Source organism: Streptomyces sp. NPDC038280 (genome assembly GCF_055600045.1).
This window is the reverse complement of sequence record NZ_JBVJYZ010000015.1, coordinates 46,702-71,637: the sequence shown is the minus strand read 5'-3', so window position 1 is coordinate 71,637 and position 24,936 is coordinate 46,702. Positions and strand designations below refer to the sequence as shown.

Below are 24,936 nucleotides of genomic sequence, written 5' to 3'. Positions count from 1 at the left end.
GGGTGAACGTTAGGTGTCCCTCATGCTGACCATCCTCGGCTTCGCCATGATCGCGACCTTCCTGGTTCTGATCATGATGAAGAAGATGTCGCCGATCGCGGCGCTCGTGCTCATCCCCGCCCTCTTCTGTGTCTTCGTCGGACAAGGCGCGAAGCTGGGCGACTACGTCCTCGAAGGCGTCGGCAATCTGGCGCCGACCGCCGCGATGCTGATGTTCGCCATCGTCTACTTCGGTGTGATGATCGATGTCGGTCTCTTCGACCCGATCGTCCGGGGAATCCTGCGCTTCTGCAAGGCCGACCCGATGCGCGTCGTCGTCGGTACGGCGGTGCTCGCCGCCATCGTCTCGCTGGACGGCGACGGCTCGACCACCTTCATGATCACCGTCTCGGCGATGTACCCCCTGTACAAGCGCCTCGGCATGAGCCTGGTCGTCATGACAGGAGTCGCCGCCACGGCCAACGGCGTCATGAACACCCTGCCGTGGGGTGGCCCGACCGCCCGCGCCGCCACCGCCCTCAAGCTGGACGCCTCCGAGATCTTCGTCCCGATGATCCCGGCCCTCGGCGTCGGACTGCTCTTCGTCTTCGTCCTCGCGTATGTCCTCGGCCGGCGCGAGCGCAAGCGGATCGGCCATCTGACCCTCGGCGGGGCCCTGGAGCCGGAGACCGAGACGGTCCTGGTGAAGGCCGGCGGCGGCACGCAGACCCCCGCGACGCTCCGGGAGGCCGACGGCACCCGGACCCCGGGCCCGGCGGTCCGGGAGACCGGCGGTACGCAGCCGGCCGCGGGCTCCTCCGAAGCCCCCGCGTTCCCCTCGGGCGAGGGCGGCTTCCAGGGTCTGGACCCGAACCGCCCCACGCTGCGCCCCAAGCTGTACTGGTTCAACGCCGCGCTCACCGTCGCCCTGCTGGCCTCGATGATTATGGAACTGCTGCCCATCCCGGTGCTGTTCCTCCTCGGTGCGGCGCTCGCCCTCACGGTCAACTACCCGAGGATGGCCGACCAGAAGGCCCGCGTCGCCGCCCACGCCGACAACGTCCTCAACGTCGCGGGGATGGTCTTCGCCGCCGCCGTCTTCACCGGGGTCCTCACCGGGACCGGCATGGTGAAGCACATGGCCGACTGGCTCGTCGGCGCGATCCCCGAGGGAATGGGCCCGCACATGGGCCTGGTCACCGGCCTGCTGAGCCTGCCGCTCACCTACTTCATGTCCAACGACGGTTTCTACTTCGGCGTCCTGCCCGTCCTCGCTGAAGCGGGCGCCGCCCACGGCGTCTCCCCGCTGGAGATCGCCCGCGCCTCCCTCGTCGGTCAGGCCCTGCACATGTCGTCGCCGCTCGTCCCCGCCGTGTACGTGCTCGTCGGCATGGCCAAGGTCGAGTTCGGCGACCACACCAAGTTCACCGTGAAGTGGGCAGCGCTCACCTCGCTCGTGGTCCTGGGAGCGGGAATCGTCTTCGGCATCATCTGATGAAGCGTCTCTGGCTTCTGCGCCTCGTCATCGCCTTCAGCTTCGCGCAGGGGGCGGTGTCGATGGCGCGTCCGGCCGTCTCGTACCGCGCGCTCGCCCTCGGCGCCGACGAGCGCGCGATCGGCGTGATCGCCGGGGTGTACGCCCTGCTGCCGCTGTTCGCCGCCGTCCCGCTCGGGCGCAGGACGGACCGCGGCCGCTGCGCCCCACTCCTGGCCGTCGGCGTCCTGCTCATCGCGGTCGGGTGCGCCCTCAGCGGCACGGCGGGCTCGCTCGTCGCGATGGCGGCCTGGAGCGGAGTGATGGGCCTCGGCCATCTCTGCTTCGTGATCGGCGCGCAGTCGATCGTCGCCCGCCAGTCGTCCCCGGCCGAACAGGACCGCAACTTCGGGCACTTCACCATCGGCGCATCCCTCGGCCAGCTGATCGGACCCATGGCCGCGGGACTCATCATCGGCGGTGACATGGCACGCACGAGCGGTCGCGCCCTGATCGTCTCGGCATGCGTCTGCGCGTTCTCGTTCGCCGCGCTCTGGGCGATCGAGCACCGGGCCGCCGCGGTCACGCACGCCTCCGGCCGGTCCACGGTCCCCGTCCGCCGCATCCTCCGTACGCGAGGGGTCCCGGCCGGGATCCTCATCAGCCTCGCCGTGCTCTCCGCCACCGACATCCTCACCGCCTATCTGCCGGTGATCGGCGAACACCGGGGCATCGCCCCGGCCGCCGTCGGTCTGCTGCTGAGCCTGCGCGCCGCCGCCACCATCGCCTGCCGGCTGGTGATGACCCCGATGATCCGGCTCCTGGGCCGCACGGCGCTGCTCACCACCACCTGTCTGCTCGCCGGCCTGGTGTGCGCGGCCATCGCGCTGCCGGTGCCCGTGTGGGCGCTCGCCGTGATGCTGGTGGTGCTCGGCTTCTGCCTCGGCGTCGGGCAGCCGCTGTCCATGACGACGGTCGTCCAGGCCTCCCCGCCGGACGCCCGCTCCACCGCCCTCGCCCTGCGCCTCACCGGCAACCGTCTCGGTCAGGTGGCGGCCCCCGCCTCGGCCGGCCTGCTGGCCGGGGCGGCGGGCACGGCGGCGCCGTTCGTGATGCTGTCGGCGCTGCTGGTGATGGCGGCGGGACTGGGGGTACGGGCGGGGCGCACGGGCGCGGGACGTCCGGCCGGTGAGCGGCCGGAACCGGACGTCCGGTCCACGGCGCGAGCCGGTCGTGGCACTCCCTCTCCCTGAGACGGCGGCCGGACCAGGCGTGACGCCGGAGGCGATAGCGGCGGGTTTCGGCCGGAACCGGTGTTTCCGCACACCTTCGTGGTGACCGGCTGCCAGAGTGATCGGCGCCGACCCCCCTCCCACCGAAGGGACTCCCCCATGCCTCTGCCGACCCTTGCCAAGCCGACATGGAGCCGCGCCCGCATCGCAGGCGCCACAGCCGCCGTCCTGCTCGTGGCCGGTGCCCCCGCCGCGTACGCCACCCTCGGTGACGAGCAGGCGGCCGGATCCGCCTCCGCCGCCGCCGTGAACGCGAAGGTGCGCGGCAAGGCCTATCTGGAGACCCGGCTCTTCTTCGGCACCGAGCGGCCCGACGGCGGTCCGGACGTGACCGACCGGCAGTTCATGGCCTTTGTCGACAAGGAGGTAACGCCCAGTTTTCCCAGTGGTCTGACTGTGCAGGACGGCCGTGGACAGTGGCGGGACGCGAACGGCACCATCGAGCGGGAGCGCTCGTACGAGCTGATCCTGCTGTATCCCGCCACCGAGGCGCGGCTGCGCGATCCGATGATCGAGCGCATCCGCGACGCCTACGAGCGGGCCTTCGCGCAGGAGTCGGTGGCGCGGCTCGACGAGCCGACGTTGGCGGACTTCTGAGCGCCAGGCGACACTTGGGTCCCTGGCGCCAGAAAACTATCAGCGCTAGTTTGGGTGCGACGACGACCGGCCGGTAAGAAGGAGATGCGGATGAAGGCCCACGACGCGATGTACATCGGCGGGGAATGGCGTCCCGCCGTCGGCACCGGGACCATCGCGGTGGTCAATCCGGTGGACGAGCAGGTCATCGCCCATGTTCCGGCCGGCTCCGCCGAGGACGTCGACGACGCCGTATCGGCTGCCCGGGCCGCCTTCCCGGCCTGGGCAGCCACCCCGCCCGCCGAGCGGGCAGCCAGGCTGGCCGCTCTTCGGGACGTCCTGGCCGGGCGCCAGGAGGAGATCGCCGAGACGGTCACCGCGGAGCTGGGTGCCCCCCAGCAGCTCGCCCAGCAGGTGCACGCCGGGCTTCCGGTGGTGGTCACCGGCACGTACGCGGACATGGCCGCCACGTACCCCTTCGAGGAGAAGCTGGGCAACTCCACCGTTCTGATGGAGCCGGTCGGGGTCGTCGGCGCGATCACGCCCTGGAACTACCCGCTGCACCAGGTCGTGGCCAAGGTGGCGCCCGCCCTCGCGGCCGGCTGCACGGTCGCCCTCAAGCCCGCCGAGGACACCCCGCTGACCGCACAGCTCTTCGCGGAGGCCGTGCACGAAGCGGGTCTGCCCGCCGGGGTGTTCAACCTCGTGACGGGACTCGGACCGGTCGCGGGCCAGGCCCTCGCCGAGCACGACGGCGTGGACCTGGTCTCCTTCACCGGCTCGACGGCCGTGGGCAAGCGGATCGGCGCGCTCGCGGGCTCCGCCGTCAAGCGCGTCGCCCTGGAGCTGGGCGGCAAGTCCGCCAACGTCATCCTGCCGTCGGCCGACCTGGCCAAGGCGGTGGAGGTCGGGCTGGCCAACGCCCTGTCCAACGCGGGCCAGCGGTGCAGCGCGCTGACCCGGGTGCTCGTGCACAAGGATCAGTACGACGAGGCCGTCGCCCTCGCGGCCGACGCCGTCGCGAAGTACACCCCCGGCGACCGCATCGGCCCGATGGTCAACGCGAAGCAGCTGGAGCGCGTGCGCGGCTACATCAGGAAGGGCGTCGAGGAGGGCGCACGGATCGTCGCGGGCGGCGCCGAACCCCCGCTCGACAAGGGCTACTACGTCTCCCCGACGGTCTTCGCGGACGTCACCCCGCAGATGACCATCGCCCAGGAGGAGATCTTCGGCCCGGTCGTCGCGTTCCTGAAGTACGAGGACGAGGACGACGCGCTCGCCATCGCCAACGGCACCGTGTACGGGCTGGCGGGAGCGGTCTGGGGCGAGCCGGAGGAGGCCGTCGCCTTCGCCCGCCGGATGGAGGCGGGACAGGTCGACATCAACGGCGGCCGCTTCAACCCGCTCGCGCCCTTCGGTGGTTACAAGCAGTCCGGCGTCGGCCGCGAGCTCGGCCCGCATGGCCTCGCCGAGTACCTCCAGACCAAGTCCCTGCAGTTCTGAGCCAGGAGAACAACGCCCGTGGTCCGCGCCGCTGTCCTGCCCGCCGTCGGATCTCCGCTGGAGATCACCGGCATCGAACTCCCGGAGCCCGGCCCCGGCCAGGTGAGGGTCCGCCTCGCCGCCGCCGGGGTCTGTCACTCCGACCTGTCCCTGTCCAACGGCACCATGCGGGTGCCCGTCCCCGCCGTCCTCGGCCACGAGGGTGCCGGCACGGTCGTCTCCGTCGGCGAGGGCGTCACGCATGTCGCCCCCGGTGACGGCGTCGTCCTCAACTGGGCCCCCTCCTGCGGCTCCTGCCACCACTGCTCCATAGGTGAGGTGTGGCTCTGCGCCCACGCCCTGACCGGCGCGGGCAACGTCTACGCCGTCACCGAGGACGGCACCGAGCTCCACCCCGGCCTGAACGTCGCCGCGTTCGCGGAGGAGACCGTCGTCGCGGCCAACTGCGTCCTGCCCGTCCCGGACGGTGTCCCCCTCACGGACGCGGCCCTGCTCGGCTGCGCGGTCCTGACCGGTTACGGCGCGATCCACCACTCCGCCCGCGTCCGCGCCGGCGAGTCGGTCGTCGTCTTCGGCGTCGGGGGAGTGGGGCTCGCCACGCTCCAGGCAGCCCGTATCGCCGGCGCGGGCCCGGTCATCGCGGTCGACGTGTCGCCCGAGAAGGAAGCTCTCGCCCGGTCCGCCGGGGCCACCGAGTACGTCGTCGCCTCCGACACGACCGCCAAGGAGATCCGCAAGCTCACCGGCGGTCAGGGCGCCGACGTGGCCGTCGAGTGCGTCGGCCGCGCCGCCACCATCCGTACGGCCTGGGACTCCACCCGGCGCGGCGGCCGGACCACGGTCGTCGGTATCGGCGGCAAGGACCAGCAGGTCTCCTTCAACGCGCTGGAGATCTTCCACTGGGGCCGCACGCTCTCCGGCTGCGTCTACGGCAACTCCAACCCGGCCGAGGACCTGCCCGTGCTCGCCGAGCACATCCGGGCCGGACGCCTCGACCTCGGCTCCCTCGTCACCGAGCGGATCACCCTCGAAGGGATCCCCGGAGCCTTCGACAACATGCTCGCCGGCAAGGGGGGCCGGGCCCTGGTGATCTTCTAGGGAGTGTCGAGTCCCTCCTGACCGGGTCTTTCCCGGCTGAGAGCCACCCGCAGCACCCCGGCCGCCGCGCGCGGCCGGGGTGTTCGTGCTGCCCGCGTCCCGGCGGCCCCATGTCATGAGCGGGCGCAAAACTCCTCCGCCCAACCCGTTGACCGACGTACCGGCTGGTCGGTACGTTCCCGGCACATCTCGGAGCCGCCCCCCTCGAAACCCCTCGTCCCCCGGCACCCATCGGAGTGTGCACCCCATGGACACGGCACCCCCTCCCGCTCTCGCCGCCTCCGCCCCCACCGACCGGCACCGCCGACGGGTGGCCACCGCGGCCGCCCTCGCCTCCGCAGTCGAGTGGTACGACTACTTCGTCTTCGGCATCGCCGCCGCCCTCGTTCTGGGCGACCTCTACTTCCCGTCCGGCAGCTCGTCGGCGGGGGTCCTCGCCGCCTTCGCGACCTTCGCCGTCGGCTTCCTCGCCCGCCCCGTCGGCGGGATCATCGCCGGTCACCTCGGCGACCGGCGCGGCCGCAAGCCGATGCTGGTCCTCGCGCTGACCCTGATGGGCCTCGCCACCGCCGGAATCGGCCTGCTCCCCACGTACGAGACGATCGGCGTCGCCGCGCCGGTCCTGCTCGTACTGCTCCGCGTCGTCCAGGGCCTCGCGGTCGGCGCCCAGTGGGGCGGCGCGATGCTCATGGCCACCGAGTACGCCCCCGAGGGCAAGCGCGGGCTGTACGGCAGCCTCGTCCAACTCGGCGTCCCCATCGGTGTGGTGACCGCCAACACCGTCTTCCTGGTCGCCGGGGCCACCACCAGCGAGAGCGCGTTCGCCACCTGGGGCTGGCGGGTGCCCTTCTTCGTCGGCTTCCTCGTCCTCGGCCTCGCCTGGTACATCCACACCCGGGTCGAGGAGACCCCCGAGTTCCGCGAGGCGGAACGAGCCCTGGCCGAGCGGGAGAAGGGCGAGCGCACCTCCCCGCTGCGGACGATCCTCCGCCACCACCTGGGCACGGTCTTCCTGGCGGGCGGCTCCTTCGCCGTCAACACCGCCACCTTCTACATCATCATCACCGGCGTCCTGGACTACGCGACCCGCGAACTGGACATGAAGCGCAGCGCGGTCCTCACCGTGTCCCTCTGTGTCAGCCTCACCCAGCTGGTGTTGATCCCCGCGTCAGCCGCGCTCTCCGACCGCATCGGACGGCTGCGGATCTACGCGCTGGGCGCGGCCGGACTCGTCCTCTGGGCGATCCCGCTCTTCCTGCTGATCGACACCAAGTCCCTGCTGTGGCTGGCCGTCGGTACGTTCGTCACCAGCTGTTTCCTCAGCATCATGTACGGCCCGCAGGCGGCGCTGTTCGCCGAACTGTTCACCGCCGAGATGCGCTACACCGGGGCGTCCCTCGGCTACCAGATCGCCGCCGTGTTCGGCGGCGGCCTGGCGCCCTTCGTGATGGTGCTGCTCCTGGAGGCGACCGGCACGTCGATGGCCGTCTCCGGCTACATCATCGGTCTCGGGGTGATCGCGCTGATCTCCATCAGGATCCTGGCTTCCCGGGCTGCCGCCCGGAGCTGACCGGCTCCCCGCTCCCGGTCGCGCGCACGGTCCGCGTCCGGGAGCGGGAGACCGCCACGCCCGCCAGGCAGAGCGCGCCGCCGCCGAGCGTGAGGAGCCCCGGCAGTTCGTCCAGCACGACCCAGGACATCAGCACCACCAGGGCGGGCACCGCGTAGGTCGTCGCGCCCATCCGGCCGGCGGTCGTCCGGGCCAGGGCGTAGGCCCAGGTCGTGAACGCCAGCGCCGTCGGGAACACGCCCAGATACACCATGTTGAGCGTCGCCGACAGCGGCGCGCGGGCCGCCTCGTCGGCCAACTGCCCGGCGAACGGCAGGCACACCACCGCGCCCACCAGACATCCGAACGTCGTCACCTGCAGCGCGCTCGCGTGGGCCAGCGCCGGCTTCTGCCCGACGACCCCTCCCGCGTAGGCGACGGCCGCGAGCAGGCAGAGCAGCACCCCGAGCACCGAGGCGTGGCCCGCGCCCGACATGGACAGCCCCACCGCGACCGCGCCGGCGAACGAGACGGCCATTCCGGCGACCAGCCGGGGCGGCAGGGTTTCCCCGAGCAGCCGGGACCCGAGCAGCGCGATCAGGACGGGCCCGATGTTCACGACCATCGCCGCCGTCCCCGCGTCGACCTCCTGCTCGCCCCAGTTGAGGACGACCATGTAGACGCCGAACCACAGCACCCCCGACACGGCGATCCCGCGCCACGCGGCGCGGGGCGGCAGCCCTTCGCGGCGGATCAGCAGAACGGCTCCGAGGGCGAGTGCACCCGCCAGCAGCCGCCCGAGGGCGAGCGCCCCGGGAGAGTAGGCCGCGCCGGCGCTGCGGATCGACACGAAGGCCGAGGCCCACAGGACGACGGTGACACCGGCGGCGGCGAGCGCGAGCCGCTGTGAACGGCGGCCGGAGGGGGAGGGGTTCGTCATGGCCCGACCGTACGTCCCGGACGCTTCGGCGCTCACCGCAATATCGCGGGCTCGATGCCCAGCAGGTCACCGAGGGCCCGCTCCCCGTCCGGCGTCACCTTCACGGCCCGCTCTGAGCCGATCCGTACGCACCACCCCGCGTCCAGCACGTGCCGGCACAGCGCCGCCCCGGCGACCCCGCCCAGATGCGGCTTGCGCTCGGTCCAGTCGAGGCATCCCCGGGCGACCGGCCGGCGCCCCTTCGTCTCGAGCGTGATGCCGAGGTCCCCGAACCACCCCACGCCCCGGTCGCTCAACGCGAAGCCGGTGTCCTGCCGCAGCAGCCCGCGCGCGGTCAGTGCCTCGGTGATCGCGATGCCGAGCCGCCCCGCCAGGTGGTCGTAACAGGTGCGCCCGCGGGCCATCGCGCTGCCGGCGCTCGCGGCCCGCAGCGACCGCGGCGGGTCCTGCCGGGCGGGTCCTGCCTGGGCGGCGAGGTCCTCCACGAGGTGCGCGACGCGTTCGTCGGCCAGTCGCACATACCGGTGCCGGCCCTGCCGTTCTTCGGCGAGCAGACCTCCGGCGACGAGCTTGCCGAGGTGTTCGCTGGCCGTGGAGGGCGCGACCCGCGCGTGCCGCGCCAGCTCCCCGGCCGTCCAGGCCCGTCCGTCCAGCAGGGCGAGGCAGAAGGCGGCGCGGGTCTCGTCCGCGAAGAGGGCCGCGAGGGCGGCGAGATCTCTGGATGCCATGCCGTCCAGGATGGCGCACGGACAGTTCGGCCGCGGCCGAAGCGTGCTACCGGCGGCGCGCGGCCGCCTCGTACTGCACGGCCAGCCCGTCGATCAAGGCCCGCAGCCCCGTCTCGAAGGCTCCCTCGTCGACCTTCTGGCGGCGGTCGGCGAGCAGATGGGCCTGCCCGAGGTGCGGATAGTCGGCCGGATCGTAGGCCGATTCGTCGTCCACGAAGCCCTCGGCGAAGGAGCCGAGGGCCGAGCCGGTGATGAAGTACCGCATCAGCGCGCCGATGTAGGTGGCCTGGGCCGCCGGCCACCCCGCGCGGACCATCGCGCCGAACACCGCGTCGGCCACCCGCAGGCCGGCCGGCCGGCGCCCGGGGCCCCGGGCGAGGACGGGAACGATGTTGGGGTGGTCGGTGAGGGCGGCCCGGTAGGAGATGGCCCAGTCGTGCAGCGCGGTGCGCCAGTCCCGCCCGTCGTCCTCCTCGAACATCGACAGATCGACATGTGCGCTGACGGCGTCGGCGACCGCCTCGAGGATCTCGTCCTTCGTCCGGAAGTGGTTGTAGAGGGAGGGTCCGCTCACGCCCAGTTCCGCGGCGAGCCGACGCGTCGAGACGGCGTCGAGGCCCTCGGAGTCCACGAGCGCGGCTGCCGCCAGGACGATGCGGTCTCTGCTGAGGAGGGGCTTGCGCGGTCGGGCCATGGCGCACATAGTAGGGCCTGCGCAGCAGAAACTAGCAGTGCTAATTAAAGCGAACCCGGAGTGGTCCCGTCAGTGGTCCGGGAGTGATCCCGGAGCGATCCCGGAGTGAGGTGTCGGCCGATGAACCTGGAGCTGAGCGAGGAGCAGGCCGCCGTACGGCAGCTCGCCGAGGACTTCGTCGCCCGCGAGGTCACCCCCCATGTCGTGGAGTGGGACCGCGCTGAGAACGTCGACAAGTCGATCGTGAAGAAGCTCGGCGCTCTGGGCTTCCTCGGCCTCACCGTTCCCGAGGAGTATGGCGGCTCCGGCGGCGACCATCTCGCGTACTGCCTGGTCACCGAGGAGCTCGGGCGCGGTGACTCCTCGGTGCGCGGGATCGTCTCCGTCTCCCTCGGTCTGGTCGCCAAGACCATCGCCACCTGGGGCGACGAGGAGCAGAAGCGGGCCTGGCTGCCCCGGCTCACCGCCGGCGAGGCCATCGGCTGCTTCGGGCTGACCGAACCCGGCACCGGCTCGGACGCGGGAAACCTCACCACCAGGGCCCTGCGGGACGGCGGCGACTGGGTGATCAACGGCTCGAAGATGTTCATCACCAACGGCACCTGGGCCGATGTCGTGCTGCTCTTCGCCCGCACCAACGACACGCCCGGTCACAAGGGCATCTCCGCTTTCCTCGTCCCCACCGACACGCCGGGCCTCACCCGCCGCACCATTCACGGCAAGCTCGGCCTGCGTGGCCAGGCCACCGCCGAACTGGTCCTGGAGGACGTGCGGGTCCCCGCGTCGGCGCTGATCGGCCCCGAGGGCAAGGGCTTCTCGCTGGCGATGTCCGCACTCGCCAAGGGGAGGATGTCGGTCGCCGCGGGATGTGTCGGCATCGCCCGGGCCGCCCTGGACGCGGCCGTCCGTTACGCGGGCGAGCGCGAACAGTTCGGCAGGCCCATCGCCCACTACCAGCTGGTCCAGGAGTTGATCAGTGACATCGCCGTCGACGTGGACGCGGCGCGGCTGCTCACCTGGCGGGTCGCCGATCTCGTCGACCGTGGCGCGGAGTTCGCCACCGCCGCCTCCAAGGCGAAGCTCTTCGCCTCCGAGGCCGCCGTGCGCTCGGCCAACAACGCCCTGCAGGTCTTCGGCGGTTACGGCTACATCGACGAGTACCCCGTCGGCAAGCTGCTGCGCGACGCACGGGTGATGACCCTCTATGAAGGCACCAGCCAGATCCAGAAGCTCATCATCGGCCGTGCCCTGACCGGGGTTTCGGCGTTCTGAGCACCCTGCTTGAGTACGTGAGTGAGTATGTCGGCGGATACGGCCGCAGGTGGGTGGCCCCGATGCTGTCCCCATGAGTGACACACCGGTCAAGCAGCAGAACACGGCGGCCTACTACGGGCAGGCCGTCGCCTCCTTCGCCCTCGCGCTGGGAGCCGTCTCCGTCGGCATCTTCAATCTGGAGACCGACGTCTGGGTCCGGGCCTTCCTCGCGATCGCGGTCCTCTATCTCACGACCTCCTCCTTCACCCTCGCCAAGGTCGTCCGCGACCGCCAGGAGGCCGGGCAGATCGTCAGCCGGGTGGACCAGGCACGGCTGGAGAAGCTCCTCGCCGACCATGATCCCTTCCAGAAGCTCTAAGCGCTTGCTCACCGTCGTTGTATGGTGTTCGTCCTGCTGGACCCGAGGATGGACCTGAGAAGGGGCGAACGATGACTGCGGCGGAGGAGACCACCGGCGGCGAGGACGCGCCGTGGGGCGAGGTGGCCCCCGAGGCGGCCAGGAAGCTGCTGGTCGCCGCCGTCGAGGCGTTCGCAGAGCGCGGCTACCACGCCACCACCACCCGTGACATCGCGGGCCGGGCCGGCATGAGTCCCGCCGCGCTCTACATCCACTACAAGACCAAGGAAGAGCTGCTCCACCGGATCAGCCGGATCGGCCACGACAAGGCCCTGGAGATCCTGGAGGGGGCGGCGAACGGTGACGGGACCGCGGCCGACCGGCTCTCCGCCGCCGTACGGTCCTTCGTCCGCTGGCACGCCGGACGCCACGCCACCGCGCGGGTCGTCCAGTACGAACTCGACGCCCTCGGTGACGAGCACCGCATTGAGATCATGGAGCTGCGCCGCAAGAGCGACGCGGTGGTCCGGCGCATCCTCAACGAGGGGGTGGCGGCGGGCGAGTTCGACGTGCCGAACGTGCCGGGCACCGCGGTCGCCGTGCTTTCGCTCTGCATCGACGTGGCGCGCTGGTTCAACGTGGAAGGGCGCCGGACGCCGGACGAGGTCGGCGCGTTCTACGCCGACCTCGTCCTGAGAATGGTCGCGGCCCAGAAATAGCCGCCCGCGCTGGAGCGGGCGGGCCCTGGAAGGGGGCGGCCGGGTCTCAGAAGTAGTAACGGGAGACCGACTCGGCGACGCACACCGGCTTGTCGCCGCCCTCGCGCTCCACCGTGACCAGCGCGGTCACCTGGACGCCGCCGCCCGCCTCCTCGACCGACTGGAGCACGGCGGAGGCGCGCAGCCGCGATCCGACCGGCACGGGGGAGGGGAAGCGCACCTTGTTGGTGCCGTAGTTGAGGCCCATCTTCATGCCCTCGACCCGCAGGATCTGCGGCACCAGCGTCGGCAGCAGCGAGAGCGTCAGATAGCCGTGCGCGATGGTCGTCCCGAACGGTCCGCCCGCCGCGCGCTCAGGGTCCACATGGATCCACTGATGATCGCCGGTGGCGTCTGCGAACAGATCGACCCGCTTCTGGTCGATCTCCAGCCACTCGCTGTGGCCCAACTGCTCGCCGACTCCGGCGCGCAGCTCCTCGGCGGAGGTGAAGATCCTCGGCTCTGCCATGTCCCTGTTCCCTGCCTCTCGCACACCCTGGGCGACTCGCGCCCCGCTCATGTCTAAGCGCTTGCTCAGCATGTTGGGTGGGGGGCTGTCTGTCAACGGGCGCCCAGTAGGGTTCGAGGAGTGCCGCAGATTCCAGAGAAGATCCACGAGCTCACGGTCGGCCAGCTGTCCGCGCGCAGCGGCGCTGCCGTGTCCGCCCTGCATTTCTACGAGTCCAAGGGGCTGATCAGCAGCCGCCGGACCAGTGGCAATCAGCGCCGCTACGGCCGTGACGCGCTGCGTCGGGTCGCGTTCGTCCGCGCGGCGCAGCGGGTCGGCATCCCGCTGGCGACGATCAGGAACGCCCTCGCCGCACTCCCCGAGGAACGCACCCCGACCCGGGACGACTGGGCGAAGCTCTCCGAGACCTGGCGCTCGGAGCTGGACGAACGCATCAAACAGCTCGGTCGGCTGCGCGACCATCTGACCGACTGCATCGGCTGCGGCTGTCTCTCGCTGGAGAACTGCGTCCTGTCCAACCCGGACGATGTGTTCGGCGAGCGCCTGAGCGGATCGCGGCTGCTGCCGGAGAAGCCCGCCGCGAAGAAGTGAGCGGGGGCCCGCCACCCCCGTGGGCGGACCCCCTGTCCATGGCCGGTGCCGGCGGCGCGCCGCACCGGCGGGCCGGCTACTCGTACTCCGTGCCGCCCTTGCGGGTCAGATACGCCGGGCTGACCGCCTTCGCGATCGCCCTGCCGCCCACCACCGGGCTGTACCGCTCGGTGGCGGGGCGTATCACGACCCCCTCGCGCAGATGCAGGTCGCGCCCGGACACGGTCTCCCGCCCGCTCGCCAGCTCCAGCACCTTGGCGATGTCGTACGGCCCCGCGTACAACCGGGGCACCAGCGGCAGCGCGCCGTCCTCCAGCAGCGCCGTCAGTTCGGCCGAGTCCAGCCAGCGGACCCGGCCGTCGATCTCGGCCGACACGTCGAAGGCGGCGTAACCCAGCGTCTCGCGACGGCCGTCGGCGCCGTACGCCAGGTCCTGCACCCCCGCGCCGTACACCTCGCCGAAGACGCCGACCCGGGTGGCGCCCAGACGCTCGGCGAGGGCGGCGGCGACCTCCGGGACGCCATGGCCACGGATCGCCCGCCAGTACAGATTGCGCGGATCCTCGGTCAGCGCCAGTCCCTTCGAGCCGAAGCCCTTCGAGGACACGTACACCCGCGCGCCGTCCGCGACGTACGTCATCAGGCAGGCCGATCCGTGCAGCTTCTCCGTCAGCACGACGGGCTCGCCCGGCTCGAAGATCCCGGGGTAGCGCTGCACGTTCTCGATGTCCACCCAGGGCAGCAGCTCGGGTGCGGACTCGACCTCCCCGCTCATCGTCGGCGGTATGGGCGGTACCCACTTCGTGATGCCCAGGAGCTCGGCGAAGTCGGTGCCGTCACCCGCAGCCCGCTGCAGGTCGACATCGGCGAGGGCCTTGGGCCGGCAGACGATGCCCTGCGACAACTCGCCCCGCAGCCGCACCGCCTTGACCCGGTCGGACGCCCCGCCCGCCAGCCGCCCGGTCAGTCCCAGCTCGTCGACCAGGGCCAGGGGAAGGACGGCCTGCTCGGGGATGTAGACGGCCGCGTCGCCACTGCGATAGGCGCCCTTGGCGACGACCGCTCGGTACAGACCCACCTGGGCCAGTTCGAGCGCGTCGGCGTTGGGGTGCTCGTGGATGGTCAGCAGTTCGGCGGTGACGCGCAGCGTCGACATGTCAGGCTCCTCGGTCGGGTCTCATCGCCCCTACTGTGCGGTCGAGAATGGGGTGGAGCCATCGATTTAAGGCCTGGTAATGTCGCGCGCCGCCGTCACCAACTCGGCGTTGGACAGGGCGCGTCGCCCGTCCGGGAGGACCAGGACGTCCTCCAGTCCCACCCGGGTGGCCAGGCCGAGACGCCGGGCCAGCCGCAGCACCGGCCAGGCGCCACCCTCCTCGCCGTGCAGCAGTACCGGCATCCCGTGGGCCGGCCCCAGGGCGGCGAGCAGGGCCCGGGCCGAGGCCTCGGCGGTCCCGGCGTCCCGGTCCGTGACCTCCGCGAGCACCCGTACCACCCGGGGCCCGAGGGGCGAGCGCAGAAAGCGCTCGGCCCCGTCCGTCCCCGACCAGATGCCCGCCTCCACGCCGACCCCGCGCTCAATCAGCGCCGCCGCGACCTCCTCGGCCCCCGGCTCGTGCCAGTTGACCGACGCGTGGTCGGGCAGCACGGTCCAGGAGCGGACGCGCTCCGCACGACGCGCCGGATCGGGCTCGGCCCACGCCCCCGTGGTCACCCCGACGGGCACGTCCACCGCGCTCCGTATCGCCGTGAGCACGTCCGCCACCACCCGCGGCGAGAGCGTGTCGTCACCGCACGGCGTCTTCGGATGGACATGCGCGTCCACGGCGCCGGCGGCGACCGCCTCCGCGGCCGACCTGGCCAGCTCCTTCGGAGACAGGGGCACGGCGGCTGAATCGGCGGCCCCGCGGCCCCCGTTGAGACAGACCTGAATCATGGAACCGATGGTGCCAGGAGGCACTGACAAGGCGAGGCGCGCCGACGCCGGGCATCCGCCCCGCGTCGCCCCCGCGCACGCCCCGGCTCATGCCACGGAGGCCAGCTCCTTGCGCAGGGACAGTCGTCCGCGCGGACCGCGCTTCGCGACCGCGAGCGCCCGGGACGACAGCACCGGCTGGGGCACCACTACCCCGCAGCCCGTGCAGACCGGGCCGAACCACGGTTCCTGCGACAAGTCCGGCCGCCAGACGATCCGGTCGCCGGCACATACCGGGCAGTGATCCCCGGGCCCCGATCCCAGCGCGCCGATCAGCCGTCGCAGTACCTCGTCGAGGGGCTCCGACGGATGGACGTCCGGATCGTCGCACCGCAGGATCCCGCGGCCGCCCCAGGTGCGCCGGTGCCAGTCGTCGAAGACCCCGGGGCGCCGCAAACCGTCGTGCTTCTCGCGCTTGCGCCGCTTCGCGAAGTCCACCTCGTACGCCAGCCAGATCCTCCGTGCCTCTTCCAGCTCGTCGAGCGCGGCCACCAGCCGCGCCGGATCGGGCCCCCTGTCCTCCGGGTCGAACCTGTGCCGACCGCACAGATGGTTCCAGGTCGCCCGGTGCCCATAAGGGGCGAACCTCTCCAGGCACTTGCGGAGCGAATACCTCCGCAGCGCCAGGTCGGACCTCGGATCGCGGACCTGTCTCGCAAGACTTTGGAAACCGGCCATCGCACTGCCACCTCCGTCGCTGGTACTTCGGCGTCAAGGAATGGACGTACGACTACCCGATCCGGCTCCATCGAAAATCCGATGGGCCCCATAAGAGCCGAGGACGGCTTGTTGTGGTGATTCGGGAGGCGTGCGACGGCGAGGTTCGCGCCCGTCGGCTCCTCGGTGCCCGCCCCGCGCACGGCTCTGACCGGCTCGGACAGCGTGCCGCGCCCGTGGGCGGCCACGGCGGGCCCGCCCACGGGAAGTTGACCGATTTCCTCAGCGGCGCCCCCTCGACCAAGCCCCCTCAATCAAGCCTCCTCGACGCCGCCTTGGTCCCGTGCGGCTCCCGGGGCCTCACCGCCCGATCCGGCCCGCCGCGATGACCACCCGGGCCAGTTCCGGGTGGCAGATGTCGCTGTGCGCGCCCGCCGGGGGACCGCCGCGCCGGACCACCGACGCCGCGTCGATGTTCACGCAGCCCGTTCCCGGGATGCCGTCCCGCAGCGCCCCCTCCAGGGTCAGCGCCGCCGTCCCGGCCACGGCCTGGATGCCGCCGTGGCCCACCGCCCACCACCGCTTGTCGAGCCCCACCACGGTCGAGGAGTCCCGGGCCAGCCGGGACGCCAGCGGATAGATCACACCGAGCGCCGAGTCATGACGCGAATAGCAGGCGACGACCGGCCCGTCGACCCGTCTCTGCATGTCCCGCAGCGCCCCGCTCTCCCGGACGGCGTGCGGCAGACTCGGCGCGAACGCATAGTGTGAGAAGGCGCCCTGAAGCAACGTCAGCGACTTGACGCTCCGTACGCCGTCGGGCAGCCCGCGCAGCGCGAACGCCATCAGGCGCGCGCCCATGCTGTGCCCCACCAGATGGATCCGCAGGGCGGGGGACGAGCGCGACAGCGACCCGAGGACCGGCCCGAGCCCCCGCTCCCCGACCGTGCCCGCCCGGCGCTTCATCGTGTAGTAGGTGGCCTGTCGCAGCGCCTCCTTGGCACCCTTCCAGAGCCTCCTCGCCCCGCCGCCGAACAGCTCCTGCCCGCCCCCGTCCATCGACGCCAGCGCCTCCGCGAACGCGTCGCAGACCTCCACCGGGTCCCCCCGGAGGAATTCCGGCGCCTCCTCCGCCGCGATCAGCCCCGGGGCCTCCGTCCCGGCGAACTCCCGCAGCAGGGCGCCGAACTCGGCGAACGCCGCCTCGTCCCCGGGCTGTTCGTCCAGCAGCACAGCCAGCCGCTCGACGACCGCCGCCCGTTCGGGGAACAGCGCGAGCAGCGCCGCCCGGGTCGCCTCGTCGAGCCCCGGCCCGCTCTCCCCGTCCGGCGCCGCCGCGGCGTGCTCGAAGTCCGGGACCGGCTCGTCGGCGAACATCATGGAGGGCCACACCACCCCCGCGTACCCGACCCGCACCCCGGGCCGGTTCCCGATCGCGTCCGGGAACGGGGCGAAGAAGCTCCGGTACAACCGGGTCGCCACGGAACGGGAGCTGTTCCACCCGTGCGCGAACATCACCAGATCCGTGACCCCGAGACGCCCGAGCGCGTCCCGCTGCGCCGCGTCGACGTCTCCGTCCTTGTCGAAGGTGATCTCCTGATACGGCTCCACACCCGCGTTGGCCATGGGCCCGTCCCTCCGCGTCGAGGATCGCTGTGCGCTCAGCATCCTGCGGCGGCGGAGGGACGGCCAGACCTGCAACACCCTTTAGAGGAGCCCGGCCGCGGACACCCGGTGGAAGTGGATGAGGAGGTCGTAGGAGGTGGCGAGCCGGATCGGTGCCTCGTCGCCTTCCCAGGGGTACGCGGTGCCGATCGACCGGGTCGGGCGGAACTCGCCCAGCCAACCGCGTGCGGGCTCGCGAGCTGTCCGCAGATCGAGGTAGTAGTCGCGCGGCGACACCCGCTCCAGCGTGTGCCCAAGGATGTCGTCGGCCGGCGGCATGCGGCCATCCTGTCCGCACCCCTGTGCGGTAGGGGTCAGCCCCCGCGTCAGTGGTACACCAAATACCCCTCCCGGACGGCCCGGAAGGCAGCCAGGTCCGCCGTCCAGGCCCCCACCACCTCGTCCGTGTCCGCGCCCGCGTCGATCAGCGTGCGCACCCGCGCCGAGCCCGTCAGCTTGTCGATCCAGTTGTCCGGCCGCCAGGCGAAGCCGCTCCAGGACCGCTTGGCCGACACCAGGAGCGCGACCCCGGTCCGTACCGGATCGAACGCCTCCCGGTCGTGCACATGGAGCTGGACCCCGCCGACCGTCCTGCCCTGGAACTTGGAGAACGTCGGTGCGAAGTACGCCTCACGGAAACGCACCCCGGGAAGCTCCAGGGCGTTCGCGGCCTGCGCCCAGCTACGGTCGATCCCCTCCGCGCCGAGAAGCTCGAAGGGCCGGGTCGTGCCGCGCCCCTCGGAGAGGTTCGTCCCCTCGAAGAGACAGGTGCCCGCGTACACCAGCGCCGTCTCCGGCGTGGGCATGTTGGGGCTCGGCGGCACCCAGGGCAGTCCGGTGGCGTCGTAGAAGTCGCCGCGCCGCCACCCGGTCATACGGACCGTCTCCAGCTCCACCGGCTTCGCCAGGAACTCGCCGTTGAACAGGCGTGCCAGCTCGGTCACCGTCATCCCGTGGGCCTGCGCGATCGGTTCGCGGCCCACGAAGGTCGCGAACGCCCGGTCCAGCACCGGCCCCAGCGCCGCCCGCCCGGTGACCGGGTTGGGCCGGTCGAGGACCACGAAACGCTTCCCGGCCAGTGCCGCGGCCACCATGCAGTCGTAGAGGGTCCAGATGTACGTGTAGAAGCGCGCGCCCACGTCCTGGATGTCGAAGACGACCGTCTGCACGCCCGAGGCGGTGAAGACGTCCGCGAGGGCCTGCCCGCTCTTCAGGTACGTGTCGTAGACCGGCAGTCCGGTCGCCGGGTCGTCGTACCGCCCCTCCGACCCGCCCGCCTGGGCCGTTCCCCGGAATCCGTGCTCGGGGCCGAACACCGCCACCAGGTCCACACGATCGTCGGCGTGCATCACATCGACGATGTGCCGCACCCCCGTGGTGACCGCGATCCCGGTCGGATTGGTGACCACGCCGACACGCTGTCCGGCCAGCGCGGCATAGCCGTCGGCGGCCAGCCGGTCGAAACCGGTGCGCACCCGGCCGCGCGACCCGCCGTGGGCCGACGCGGGCGCGGCCGCCGCGGCCGCCACCCCCACCGCGCCGCCGGCGGCCAGCAGGCCTCGTCTGGACAGGCTCATCGGGATACCTCCGGACTCATCGGACCTCCTTGATCGCCCTGCCTGGCACGGCCACGCACGCTAGCGCGCACCGGGGCCCCGGGGAACGAGCCCGGCACGGTGGTTCGCCCGGGGCCCTTCCGCGACTACATACCGACTGGTTAGTCTGTCGGCACGGTCACGACGGAGAGGCGGGGTTTGATGAGTTCGGTGCAAGGCGCTGGGGTTGTGGTCACGGGCGCGGGAGGCGGCATCGGAGCCGCGCTCGCCCGCCGGTTCGTGGCGGAGGGCGCGCGGGTCGTCGTCAACGACATCGACCCCGGCCGTACCAAGGCCATCGCCGACGAGATCGGCGCCACCGCCGTCCCCGGCGACGCCTCGGCCGTCGTCGAGGAGGCCCGCGACGCCCTCGACGGCACCATCGACGTCTACTGCGCCAACGCCGGCCTCGCCTCGCCGGGCGACGCCTTCGCGGACGAGGAGGTCTGGGCCGCCGCCTGGGACGTCAATGTGATGGCCCACGTCCGCGCGGCCCGCGCCCTGCTGCCCGACTGGCTGGAGCGCGGCAGCGGCCGGTTCGTCTCCACCGTCTCCGCGGCCGGCCTGCTCACCATGGTCGGCGCCGCCCCCTACAGCGTTTCCAAGCACGGCGCGTACGCGTTCGCCGAATGGCTCTCGCTCACCTACCGCCACCGGGGCGTCAAGGTCCACGCGATCTGCCCGCAGGGAGTCCGTACGGACATGCTGACCGCCGCCGGATCCGCGGGAGAACTGGTCCTCGCCCCCACCGCCATCGAGCCCGAGGACGTCGCCGACGCCCTCTTCGACGGCATCGAGACCGACCGCTTCCTGATCCTTCCGCATGCCGAGGTCGCCGACTACTACCGGGCCCGGGCAACCGACCCCGAACGCTGGCTGGGCAATATGAACCACCTCCAGCAGAAGTGGGAAGGGACGCACCGGTGACCTCGATCTATGCCGCGAAGCCGTGGCTCGCGCAGCTGAGCGACGCCCAGAAGGCGCCCCTCACGCCGCCCGCGACCGTCGTGCACGCCTTCCGCGCGTCCGCCGCACGCGCCCCCGGACACCCCGCCCTCGCCTACTTCGACGGCAGACTCACCTACGCCGAGACCGACGCGCTCTCCGACTCGGTCGCCGGGCATCTCGCCGCGCGCGGGGTCGGCCGGGGCGACCGGGTGGCGATCATGCTCCAGAACAGCCCCCACTTCGTCCTCGCGCTCCTCGGAGCCTGGAAGGCCGGCGCCACCGTGGTGCCCCTCAATCCCATGTACAAGTCCGGCGAAGTCGCTCATGTGCTGAAGGACTCCGAGGTCACCGCGCTGATCTGCTCGGACCGGGCCTGGGAGGGCTATCTGCGGGAGACGGCCGCGGTCGCCCCCTCGGTGCGCTTCGCCGTCACCGCCTGCGAGCTCGACCTCCAGTCCCGCGACGATCCGCGCGTCCTCGGCTTCGAGCGGCTGCCCGCGGCCGGCGACGCCGACGACCTGCTGGCCGTCGCCCGCGCCGGCCACACCGCCCCCGAAGGCCGTGACCCGGCCGGGGACGACATCGCGCTGATTAGCTACACCTCCGGCACCAGCGGTACCCCCAAGGGCGCCATGAACCCGCACGGAGCGATCACCTACAACGCGGAGCGCCAGCGCACCGGCCACCCGATCGCGGAGGGCTCCTGCTACTTCGCGCTCGCGCCGCTCTTCCACATCACGGGCATGGTCTGCGAGCTCGCCGTCTGCTTCGCCAACGCGGGCACCCTCGCCCTCGCCTACCGCTTCGAGGGGGGCGTCGTCCTCGACGCCTTCGCCGAACACCGCCCCGCCTACACGGTCGGCCCCTCCACTGCCTTCATGGCCCTCGCCGCCCACCCCGGTGTCACCCGGGACCACTTCTCCTCCTTCCAGGTCATCTCCTCGGGCGGCGCGCCGGTGCCGCCCGCCCTGGTGGAGAAGTTCCGCGCCGCCTTCGGCCCGTACATACGCAACGGCTACGGGCTGACCGAGTGCACCGCGCCCTGTGCCGCCGTACCGCCCGAGAAGGAGGCCCCGGTCGACCCCGGCTCCGGCACCCTCTCCGTCGGCGTCCCGGGACCCGAGACCATCGTCCGGATCGTGGACGAACTGGGCCAGGACGTGCCGTTCGGCGAACAGGGCGAGATCGCGGTCCGCGGCCCCCAGGTCGTCCCCGGCTACTGGCGCCTGCCCGAGGCCACCGCCCATGCCTTCCCCGACGGCGAACTGCGCACCGGCGACATCGGCTTCATGGACGCCGACGGCTGGCTCTATGTCGTCGACCGCAAGAAGGACATGATCAACGCCTCCGGGTTCAAGGTCTGGCCCCGCGAGGTCGAGGACGTCCTCTACACCCACCCGGCGGTCCGCGAGGCGGCCGTCGTCGGCATCCCCGACCCGTACCGGGGGGAGACCGTCAAGGCATACGTCAGCCTGCGTCCCGGCTCCTCCCTGGACCCCGTCGAACTCTCCACGTACTGCGAGGAGCGGCTCGCCGCGTACAAGTACCCGCGCGAGGTCGAGATCCTGGCGGAACTGCCGAAGACGACAAGTGGGAAGATCCTCAGGCGGGAACTGCGTTCCCGGCCGTAGAGAATGCACACGCGTCACACGATTCACCACACGGAAGGCGGCGGCACATGGCCAGGACGACGGACGGGAGCGGTACCCCCGTCCCCCAGAGGCTGCTGGCCGCCGCCACCCGGCTCTTCGCCGAGCGCGGCTACGACCGCACCTCCGTGCAGGAGATCGTCGAGGCGGCGGGCGTCACCAAGGGAGCCCTCTACCACTACTTCGGCTCCAAGGAGGACCTGCTCCAGGAGGTGTACTCGCGCGTCCTCAGGCTCCAGCAGGAGCGCCTGGACGCCTTCGCGAACGCCGACGCGCCGATCGAGCGGCGGCTGCGTGACGCCGCCGCCGACGTGGTGGTCACCACGATCGAGAACCTCGACGACGCCTCGATCTTCTTCCGCTCCATGCACCACCTGAGCCCGGAGAAGAACAAGCAGGTCCGCTCCGAGCGCCGGCATTACCACGAGCGCTTCCGTGCCCTGATCGAAGAGGGCCAGCGGAGCGGCGTCTTCTCCACGGCCACCCCCGCCGACCTGGTGGTCGACTACCACTTCGGCTCGGTCCACCACCTGTCGACCTGGTACCGCCCGGACGGCCCGCTCACCCCGCAGCAGGTCGCCGACCAGCTCGCGGACCTGCTGCTGAGGGCCCTGCGTCCGTAGATCGTGTCCGGATCCTGTCGGGCCCGCGGACCCGGTTGGACCGCGGGCCGGTACGGGTTCACGCTGGAGGCATGGACCGCGTACCGACCCTGTGGGCGGCGGCGTACGGTTCGTACCGGCCGGCCCTGATCCACTTCCTGGCCCGGCGGGTCCTGCGCTTCACGGCGTTCGTACGGGAGCTGGCGCTCGCCGACCACCGCCCCTTCGCGCAGTACTGACCCGCACCGGGCTTCCGGGGACTGCTACAGATACTGCTTCAACTCGCGCCGGGCCAGCGACCGCTGGTGCACCTCGTCCGGCCCGTCCGCCAGCTTCAGCGTCCGCGCCGAGGCCCACAGCTCGGCGAGCGGGAAGTCCTGGCTCACCCCGCCGGCGCCGTGCAGCTGCACCGCCTTGTCCAGGATGTCGACCACCGCCCGCGGCGTGGCGATCTTGATGGCCTGGATCTCGGTGTGCGCTCCCCGGTTGCCGACCGTGTCCATCAGCCACGCCGTCTTCAGGACCAGCAGCCGCAGCTGCTCGACGGTGACGCGGGCGTCCGCGATCCAGTTCTGGACCACACCCTGCTGGGCGATCGGCTTGCCGAAGGCGGTACGGGACACGGCCCTGCGGCACATCAGCTCGATCGCCCGCTCGGCCATGCCGATCAGCCGCATGCAGTGGTGGATCCGGCCCGGACCGAGGCGGGCCTGGGCGATCGCGAAGCCGCTGCCCTCCTCGCCGATCAGGTTCGACGCCGGGACGCGGACGTCGTCGAAGAACACCTCGGCGTGGCCGCCGTGGGAGTGGTCCTCGTAGCCGTACACCTGCATGGCGCGCCGGACGTCGACGCCGGGGGTGTCCCGGGGCACGAGGATCATCGACTGCTGACGGCGGATGTCCGCACCGTCCGGGTCCGTCTTGCCCATCACGATGAAGATCTTGCAGTCGGGGTTCATGGCCCCGGAGATGTACCACTTGCGGCCGTTGACGACGTAGTCGTCGCCGTCCCTCGTGATCCGGGTCTCGATGTTCGTCGCGTCGGACGAGGCGACCTCCGGCTCCGTCATCGCGAAGGCCGAGCGGATCTCCCCGGCGAGCAGCGGCTCCAGCCACTGCTTGCGCTGGGCCTCGTCGCCGAACTGGGTCAGCACCTCCATGTTGCCGGTGTCCGGAGCCGCGCAGTTCAGCGCGGTCGGGGCCAGCTGCGGGCTGCGACCGGTGATCTCGGCGAGCGGCGCGTACTGGAGGTTGGTGAGCCCCGCCCCGTACTCGCTGTCCGGCAGGAAGAGGTTCCACAGGCCCTGGCGGCGGGCCTCGGCCTTGAGGTCCTCCACCACCTGCGGGGTGTCCCACGGGGAGGCGAGCAGGGTCCGCTGCTCATGGGCGGTCTGCTCGGCCGGGTAGACGTACTCGTCCATGAAGGCGAGCAGCTTCGCCCGCAGTTCCTCGGTGCGCGCGTCGAATGCGAAGTCCATGGGTGGGATCAGCCTTCCTGGAGGGTGGTGAGGCCGTGCTCGATGAAGACGGGGACGAGTTCGCCGATGCGGTCGAAGCCGCCGCCGACGGTCTGGCCGAGGGTGTAGCGGTAGTGGATGCCCTCGAGGATCACGGCGAGCTTGAACCAGGCGAAGGCCGTGTACCAGGAGAGGGCGGAGGTGTCGCGGCCGGAGCGGGCGGCGTAGCGCTCGATCAGCTCGGCGGGCGTGGGGTGGCCGGCGGCGGTGGCCGTCGTGCTGATCGGGGAGTCGGGCAGCTCCAGCTTCGCGCTGTACATCACCAGCAGCCCCAGATCGGTGAGCGGATCGCCGAGCGTGGACATCTCCCAGTCGAGTACGGCCTTGATGCTGTCGTCCTCGCCGATCAGGACGTTGTCGAGGCGGTAGTCGCCATGGATGACGGTCGGCGAGGGGGAAGCGGGCAGCGCGCGTCCGAGGGAGGCGTGCAGCTCGTCGACGCCGGCGAGTTCGCGGCCCCGGGAAGCGGCCAGCTGCTTGCCCCAGCGGCGCAGCTGCCGGTCCAGGAACCCCTCGGGCCGGCCGAAGTCACCGAGGCCGACCTCCTGCGGGTCCACGGCGTGCAGGTCGACCAGGGTGTCGACGAGCCCGAGGACCGCCGCGCGCGTGCGCTCCGGACCGAGCGGGGCGAGCTGTTCGGCCGTACGGTACGGAGTGCCGGACACGAACTCCATGACGTAGAACGGCGAACCGAGCACCGACTCGTCCTCGCAGAGGAGCACGGGCCGGGGGACCGGGACCGGAGTGGGGTGCAGCGCGCTGATCACGCGGTGCTCCCGCTTCATGTCGTGGGCGGTCGCCAGGACGTGCCCGAGCGGCGGCCGGCGGACGACCCACTGTCCGGTGCCGTCGCTGACGACGTAGGTGAGGTTCGACCGGCCGCCCTCGATCAGGCGCGCGCTGAGCGGTCCGCTCACCAGTCCCGGGCGCTCGCGGTCGAGAAGGCCGCGCAACTGCTCGGGATCGAGGCCTGGCGGCGGGGCTGAGCTCATGGTGCGCACCTCCGGGGTGACGGGACGACGACTCCGGCTAATGATGCCGACCAGTCGGTATGTCGTCCAGTGC

At 71.7% G+C, this 24,936-nt stretch carries 26 protein-coding genes; 14 read left to right on the top strand and 12 right to left on the bottom strand.

The genetic code is table 11. From position 1 onward, the window contains the following. Nucleotides 1-22 precede the first annotated feature (22 nt). The 6 genes from ACZ7J0_RS26105 (at nt 23) to ACZ7J0_RS26080 (ending at nt 7,492) form a co-directional block, all read left to right on the top strand. Nucleotides 23-1,474 (top strand): CitMHS family transporter, encoded by a 1,452-nt coding sequence (locus ACZ7J0_RS26105; RefSeq protein ID WP_470891256.1) that lies wholly within the window; start codon nt 23-25, stop codon nt 1,472-1,474. After that, nucleotides 1,474-2,706: an MFS transporter gene (locus ACZ7J0_RS26100; protein WP_470891254.1), complete on the top strand. Its 1,233-nt coding sequence runs from the start codon at nt 1,474-1,476 to the stop codon at nt 2,704-2,706. Before ACZ7J0_RS26105 ends, ACZ7J0_RS26100 begins: the two co-directional genes overlap by 1 nt. Before the next feature lie 138 nt (nt 2,707-2,844). Continuing rightward, the gene (locus tag ACZ7J0_RS26095) at nt 2,845-3,342 is read left to right on the top strand and encodes a DUF3574 domain-containing protein (protein WP_470891252.1); all 498 of its coding nucleotides are present in this window, start codon (nt 2,845-2,847) and stop codon (nt 3,340-3,342) included. 90 nt (nt 3,343-3,432) lie between these two features. Further along, nucleotides 3,433-4,824 carry an aldehyde dehydrogenase family protein gene (locus ACZ7J0_RS26090; protein ID WP_470891250.1) on the top strand — a complete coding sequence of 464 codons (1,392 nt, stop codon included), beginning with the start codon at nt 3,433-3,435 and terminating at the stop codon, nt 4,822-4,824. Between the two features lie 18 nt (nt 4,825-4,842). Continuing rightward, nucleotides 4,843-5,922, top strand: a complete 1,080-nt coding sequence (locus ACZ7J0_RS26085; protein WP_470891248.1) for a Zn-dependent alcohol dehydrogenase — start codon at nt 4,843-4,845, stop codon at nt 5,920-5,922. Between the two features lie 247 nt (nt 5,923-6,169). Then, a complete protein-coding gene (locus ACZ7J0_RS26080) occupies nt 6,170-7,492 on the top strand; it encodes an MFS transporter (RefSeq protein WP_470891246.1) in 1,323 nt (440 codons plus the stop codon). Here ACZ7J0_RS26080 and ACZ7J0_RS26075 read toward each other — a convergent pair. Genes ACZ7J0_RS26075 through ACZ7J0_RS26065 form a run of 3 tightly spaced genes read right to left on the bottom strand, consistent with a single transcriptional unit; the run spans nt 7,455 to nt 9,833 of the window. After that, entirely contained in the window at nt 7,455-8,411 is a 957-nt protein-coding gene (locus ACZ7J0_RS26075) for a DMT family transporter (RefSeq protein WP_470891245.1), read from the bottom strand. The genes ACZ7J0_RS26080 and ACZ7J0_RS26075 overlap by 38 nt on opposite strands. Nucleotides 8,412-8,443: 32 nt before the next feature. Next, nucleotides 8,444-9,139, bottom strand: a complete 696-nt coding sequence (locus ACZ7J0_RS26070; RefSeq protein ID WP_470891243.1) for an ArsR/SmtB family transcription factor — start codon at nt 9,137-9,139, stop codon at nt 8,444-8,446. A gap of 46 nt (nt 9,140-9,185) precedes the next feature. Continuing rightward, complete coding sequence (locus ACZ7J0_RS26065) at nt 9,186-9,833, bottom strand: TetR/AcrR family transcriptional regulator (protein ID WP_470891241.1); 648 nt, start codon at nt 9,831-9,833, stop codon at nt 9,186-9,188. Nucleotides 9,834-9,953: 120 nt separating this feature from the next. On the opposite strand from ACZ7J0_RS26065, the gene ACZ7J0_RS26060 reads away from it, so the two are divergent. The 3 genes from ACZ7J0_RS26060 to ACZ7J0_RS26050 all read left to right on the top strand — a co-directional run bounded on the left by ACZ7J0_RS26060 (nt 9,954) and on the right by ACZ7J0_RS26050 (nt 12,164). After that, entirely contained in the window at nt 9,954-11,105 is a 1,152-nt protein-coding gene (locus tag ACZ7J0_RS26060; protein WP_470891240.1) for an acyl-CoA dehydrogenase family protein, read from the top strand. A 73-nt stretch (nt 11,106-11,178) separates the two neighbouring features. Further along, nucleotides 11,179-11,466 (top strand): YiaA/YiaB family inner membrane protein, encoded by a 288-nt coding sequence (locus tag ACZ7J0_RS26055; protein ID WP_470891238.1) that lies wholly within the window; start codon nt 11,179-11,181, stop codon nt 11,464-11,466. Nucleotides 11,467-11,537: 71 nt separating this feature from the next. Further along, nucleotides 11,538-12,164: a TetR/AcrR family transcriptional regulator gene (locus ACZ7J0_RS26050; protein WP_470891236.1), complete on the top strand. Its 627-nt coding sequence runs from the start codon at nt 11,538-11,540 to the stop codon at nt 12,162-12,164. Nucleotides 12,165-12,210: 46 nt separating this feature from the next. Here the strand turns inward: ACZ7J0_RS26050 and ACZ7J0_RS26045 are convergent, their stop codons facing one another. Beyond that, a complete protein-coding gene (locus ACZ7J0_RS26045; RefSeq protein ID WP_470891235.1) occupies nt 12,211-12,672 on the bottom strand; it encodes a MaoC family dehydratase in 462 nt (153 codons plus the stop codon). Nucleotides 12,673-12,792: 120 nt separating this feature from the next. Here ACZ7J0_RS26045 and soxR point away from each other — a divergent pair, with 120 nt between their 5' ends. Then, a complete protein-coding gene (gene soxR, locus ACZ7J0_RS26040) occupies nt 12,793-13,263 on the top strand; it encodes a redox-sensitive transcriptional activator SoxR (RefSeq protein WP_470891233.1) in 471 nt (156 codons plus the stop codon). Between the two features lie 76 nt (nt 13,264-13,339). Here the strand turns inward: soxR and ACZ7J0_RS26035 are convergent, their stop codons facing one another. The 6 genes from ACZ7J0_RS26035 to ACZ7J0_RS26010 form a co-directional block, all read right to left on the bottom strand. After that, nucleotides 13,340-14,419 carry an RNA ligase (ATP) gene (locus ACZ7J0_RS26035; RefSeq protein WP_470891232.1) on the bottom strand — a complete coding sequence of 360 codons (1,080 nt, stop codon included), beginning with the start codon at nt 14,417-14,419 and terminating at the stop codon, nt 13,340-13,342. Between the two features lie 66 nt (nt 14,420-14,485). Then, the gene (locus ACZ7J0_RS26030; protein ID WP_470891230.1) at nt 14,486-15,199 is read right to left on the bottom strand and encodes a 3-keto-5-aminohexanoate cleavage protein; all 714 of its coding nucleotides are present in this window, start codon (nt 15,197-15,199) and stop codon (nt 14,486-14,488) included. A gap of 87 nt (nt 15,200-15,286) precedes the next feature. Continuing rightward, nucleotides 15,287-15,916 carry a hypothetical protein gene (locus tag ACZ7J0_RS26025; RefSeq protein ID WP_470891229.1) on the bottom strand — a complete coding sequence of 210 codons (630 nt, stop codon included), beginning with the start codon at nt 15,914-15,916 and terminating at the stop codon, nt 15,287-15,289. 339 nt (nt 15,917-16,255) lie between these two features. Next, nucleotides 16,256-17,521 carry an alpha/beta fold hydrolase gene (locus ACZ7J0_RS26020; protein ID WP_470891227.1) on the bottom strand — a complete coding sequence of 422 codons (1,266 nt, stop codon included), beginning with the start codon at nt 17,519-17,521 and terminating at the stop codon, nt 16,256-16,258. Between the two features lie 81 nt (nt 17,522-17,602). Then, the gene (locus tag ACZ7J0_RS26015) at nt 17,603-17,839 is read right to left on the bottom strand and encodes an erythromycin esterase family protein (RefSeq protein WP_470891225.1); all 237 of its coding nucleotides are present in this window, start codon (nt 17,837-17,839) and stop codon (nt 17,603-17,605) included. Nucleotides 17,840-17,886: 47 nt separating this feature from the next. Further along, the gene (locus ACZ7J0_RS26010) at nt 17,887-19,137 is read right to left on the bottom strand and encodes an exo-beta-N-acetylmuramidase NamZ family protein (RefSeq protein ID WP_470891223.1); all 1,251 of its coding nucleotides are present in this window, start codon (nt 19,135-19,137) and stop codon (nt 17,887-17,889) included. Nucleotides 19,138-19,317: 180 nt separating this feature from the next. Between ACZ7J0_RS26010 and ACZ7J0_RS26005 the strand changes: the two genes are divergently transcribed. From ACZ7J0_RS26005 to ACZ7J0_RS25990, 4 genes are all read left to right on the top strand, one after another. After that, on the top strand, nt 19,318-20,082 hold the full coding sequence (locus ACZ7J0_RS26005; RefSeq protein ID WP_470891221.1) for an SDR family oxidoreductase: 765 nt from the start codon (nt 19,318-19,320) through the stop codon (nt 20,080-20,082). Beyond that, nucleotides 20,079-21,734, top strand: a complete 1,656-nt coding sequence (locus ACZ7J0_RS26000; protein WP_470891220.1) for a class I adenylate-forming enzyme family protein — start codon at nt 20,079-20,081, stop codon at nt 21,732-21,734. Before ACZ7J0_RS26005 ends, ACZ7J0_RS26000 begins: the two co-directional genes overlap by 4 nt. Nucleotides 21,735-21,781: 47 nt before the next feature. Continuing rightward, complete coding sequence (locus ACZ7J0_RS25995; protein WP_470891218.1) at nt 21,782-22,375, top strand: TetR/AcrR family transcriptional regulator; 594 nt, start codon at nt 21,782-21,784, stop codon at nt 22,373-22,375. Between the two features lie 71 nt (nt 22,376-22,446). Further along, nucleotides 22,447-22,593 (top strand): hypothetical protein, encoded by a 147-nt coding sequence (locus ACZ7J0_RS25990; protein ID WP_470891216.1) that lies wholly within the window; start codon nt 22,447-22,449, stop codon nt 22,591-22,593. A gap of 24 nt (nt 22,594-22,617) precedes the next feature. On the opposite strand, the gene ACZ7J0_RS25985 is transcribed toward ACZ7J0_RS25990, so the two are convergent. Beyond that, nucleotides 22,618-23,832 carry an acyl-CoA dehydrogenase gene (locus ACZ7J0_RS25985; protein WP_470891215.1) on the bottom strand — a complete coding sequence of 405 codons (1,215 nt, stop codon included), beginning with the start codon at nt 23,830-23,832 and terminating at the stop codon, nt 22,618-22,620. 8 nt (nt 23,833-23,840) lie between these two features. Continuing rightward, on the bottom strand, nt 23,841-24,863 hold the full coding sequence (locus ACZ7J0_RS25980; RefSeq protein WP_470891213.1) for a phosphotransferase family protein: 1,023 nt from the start codon (nt 24,861-24,863) through the stop codon (nt 23,841-23,843). Nucleotides 24,864-24,936: the final 73 nt, after the last annotated feature.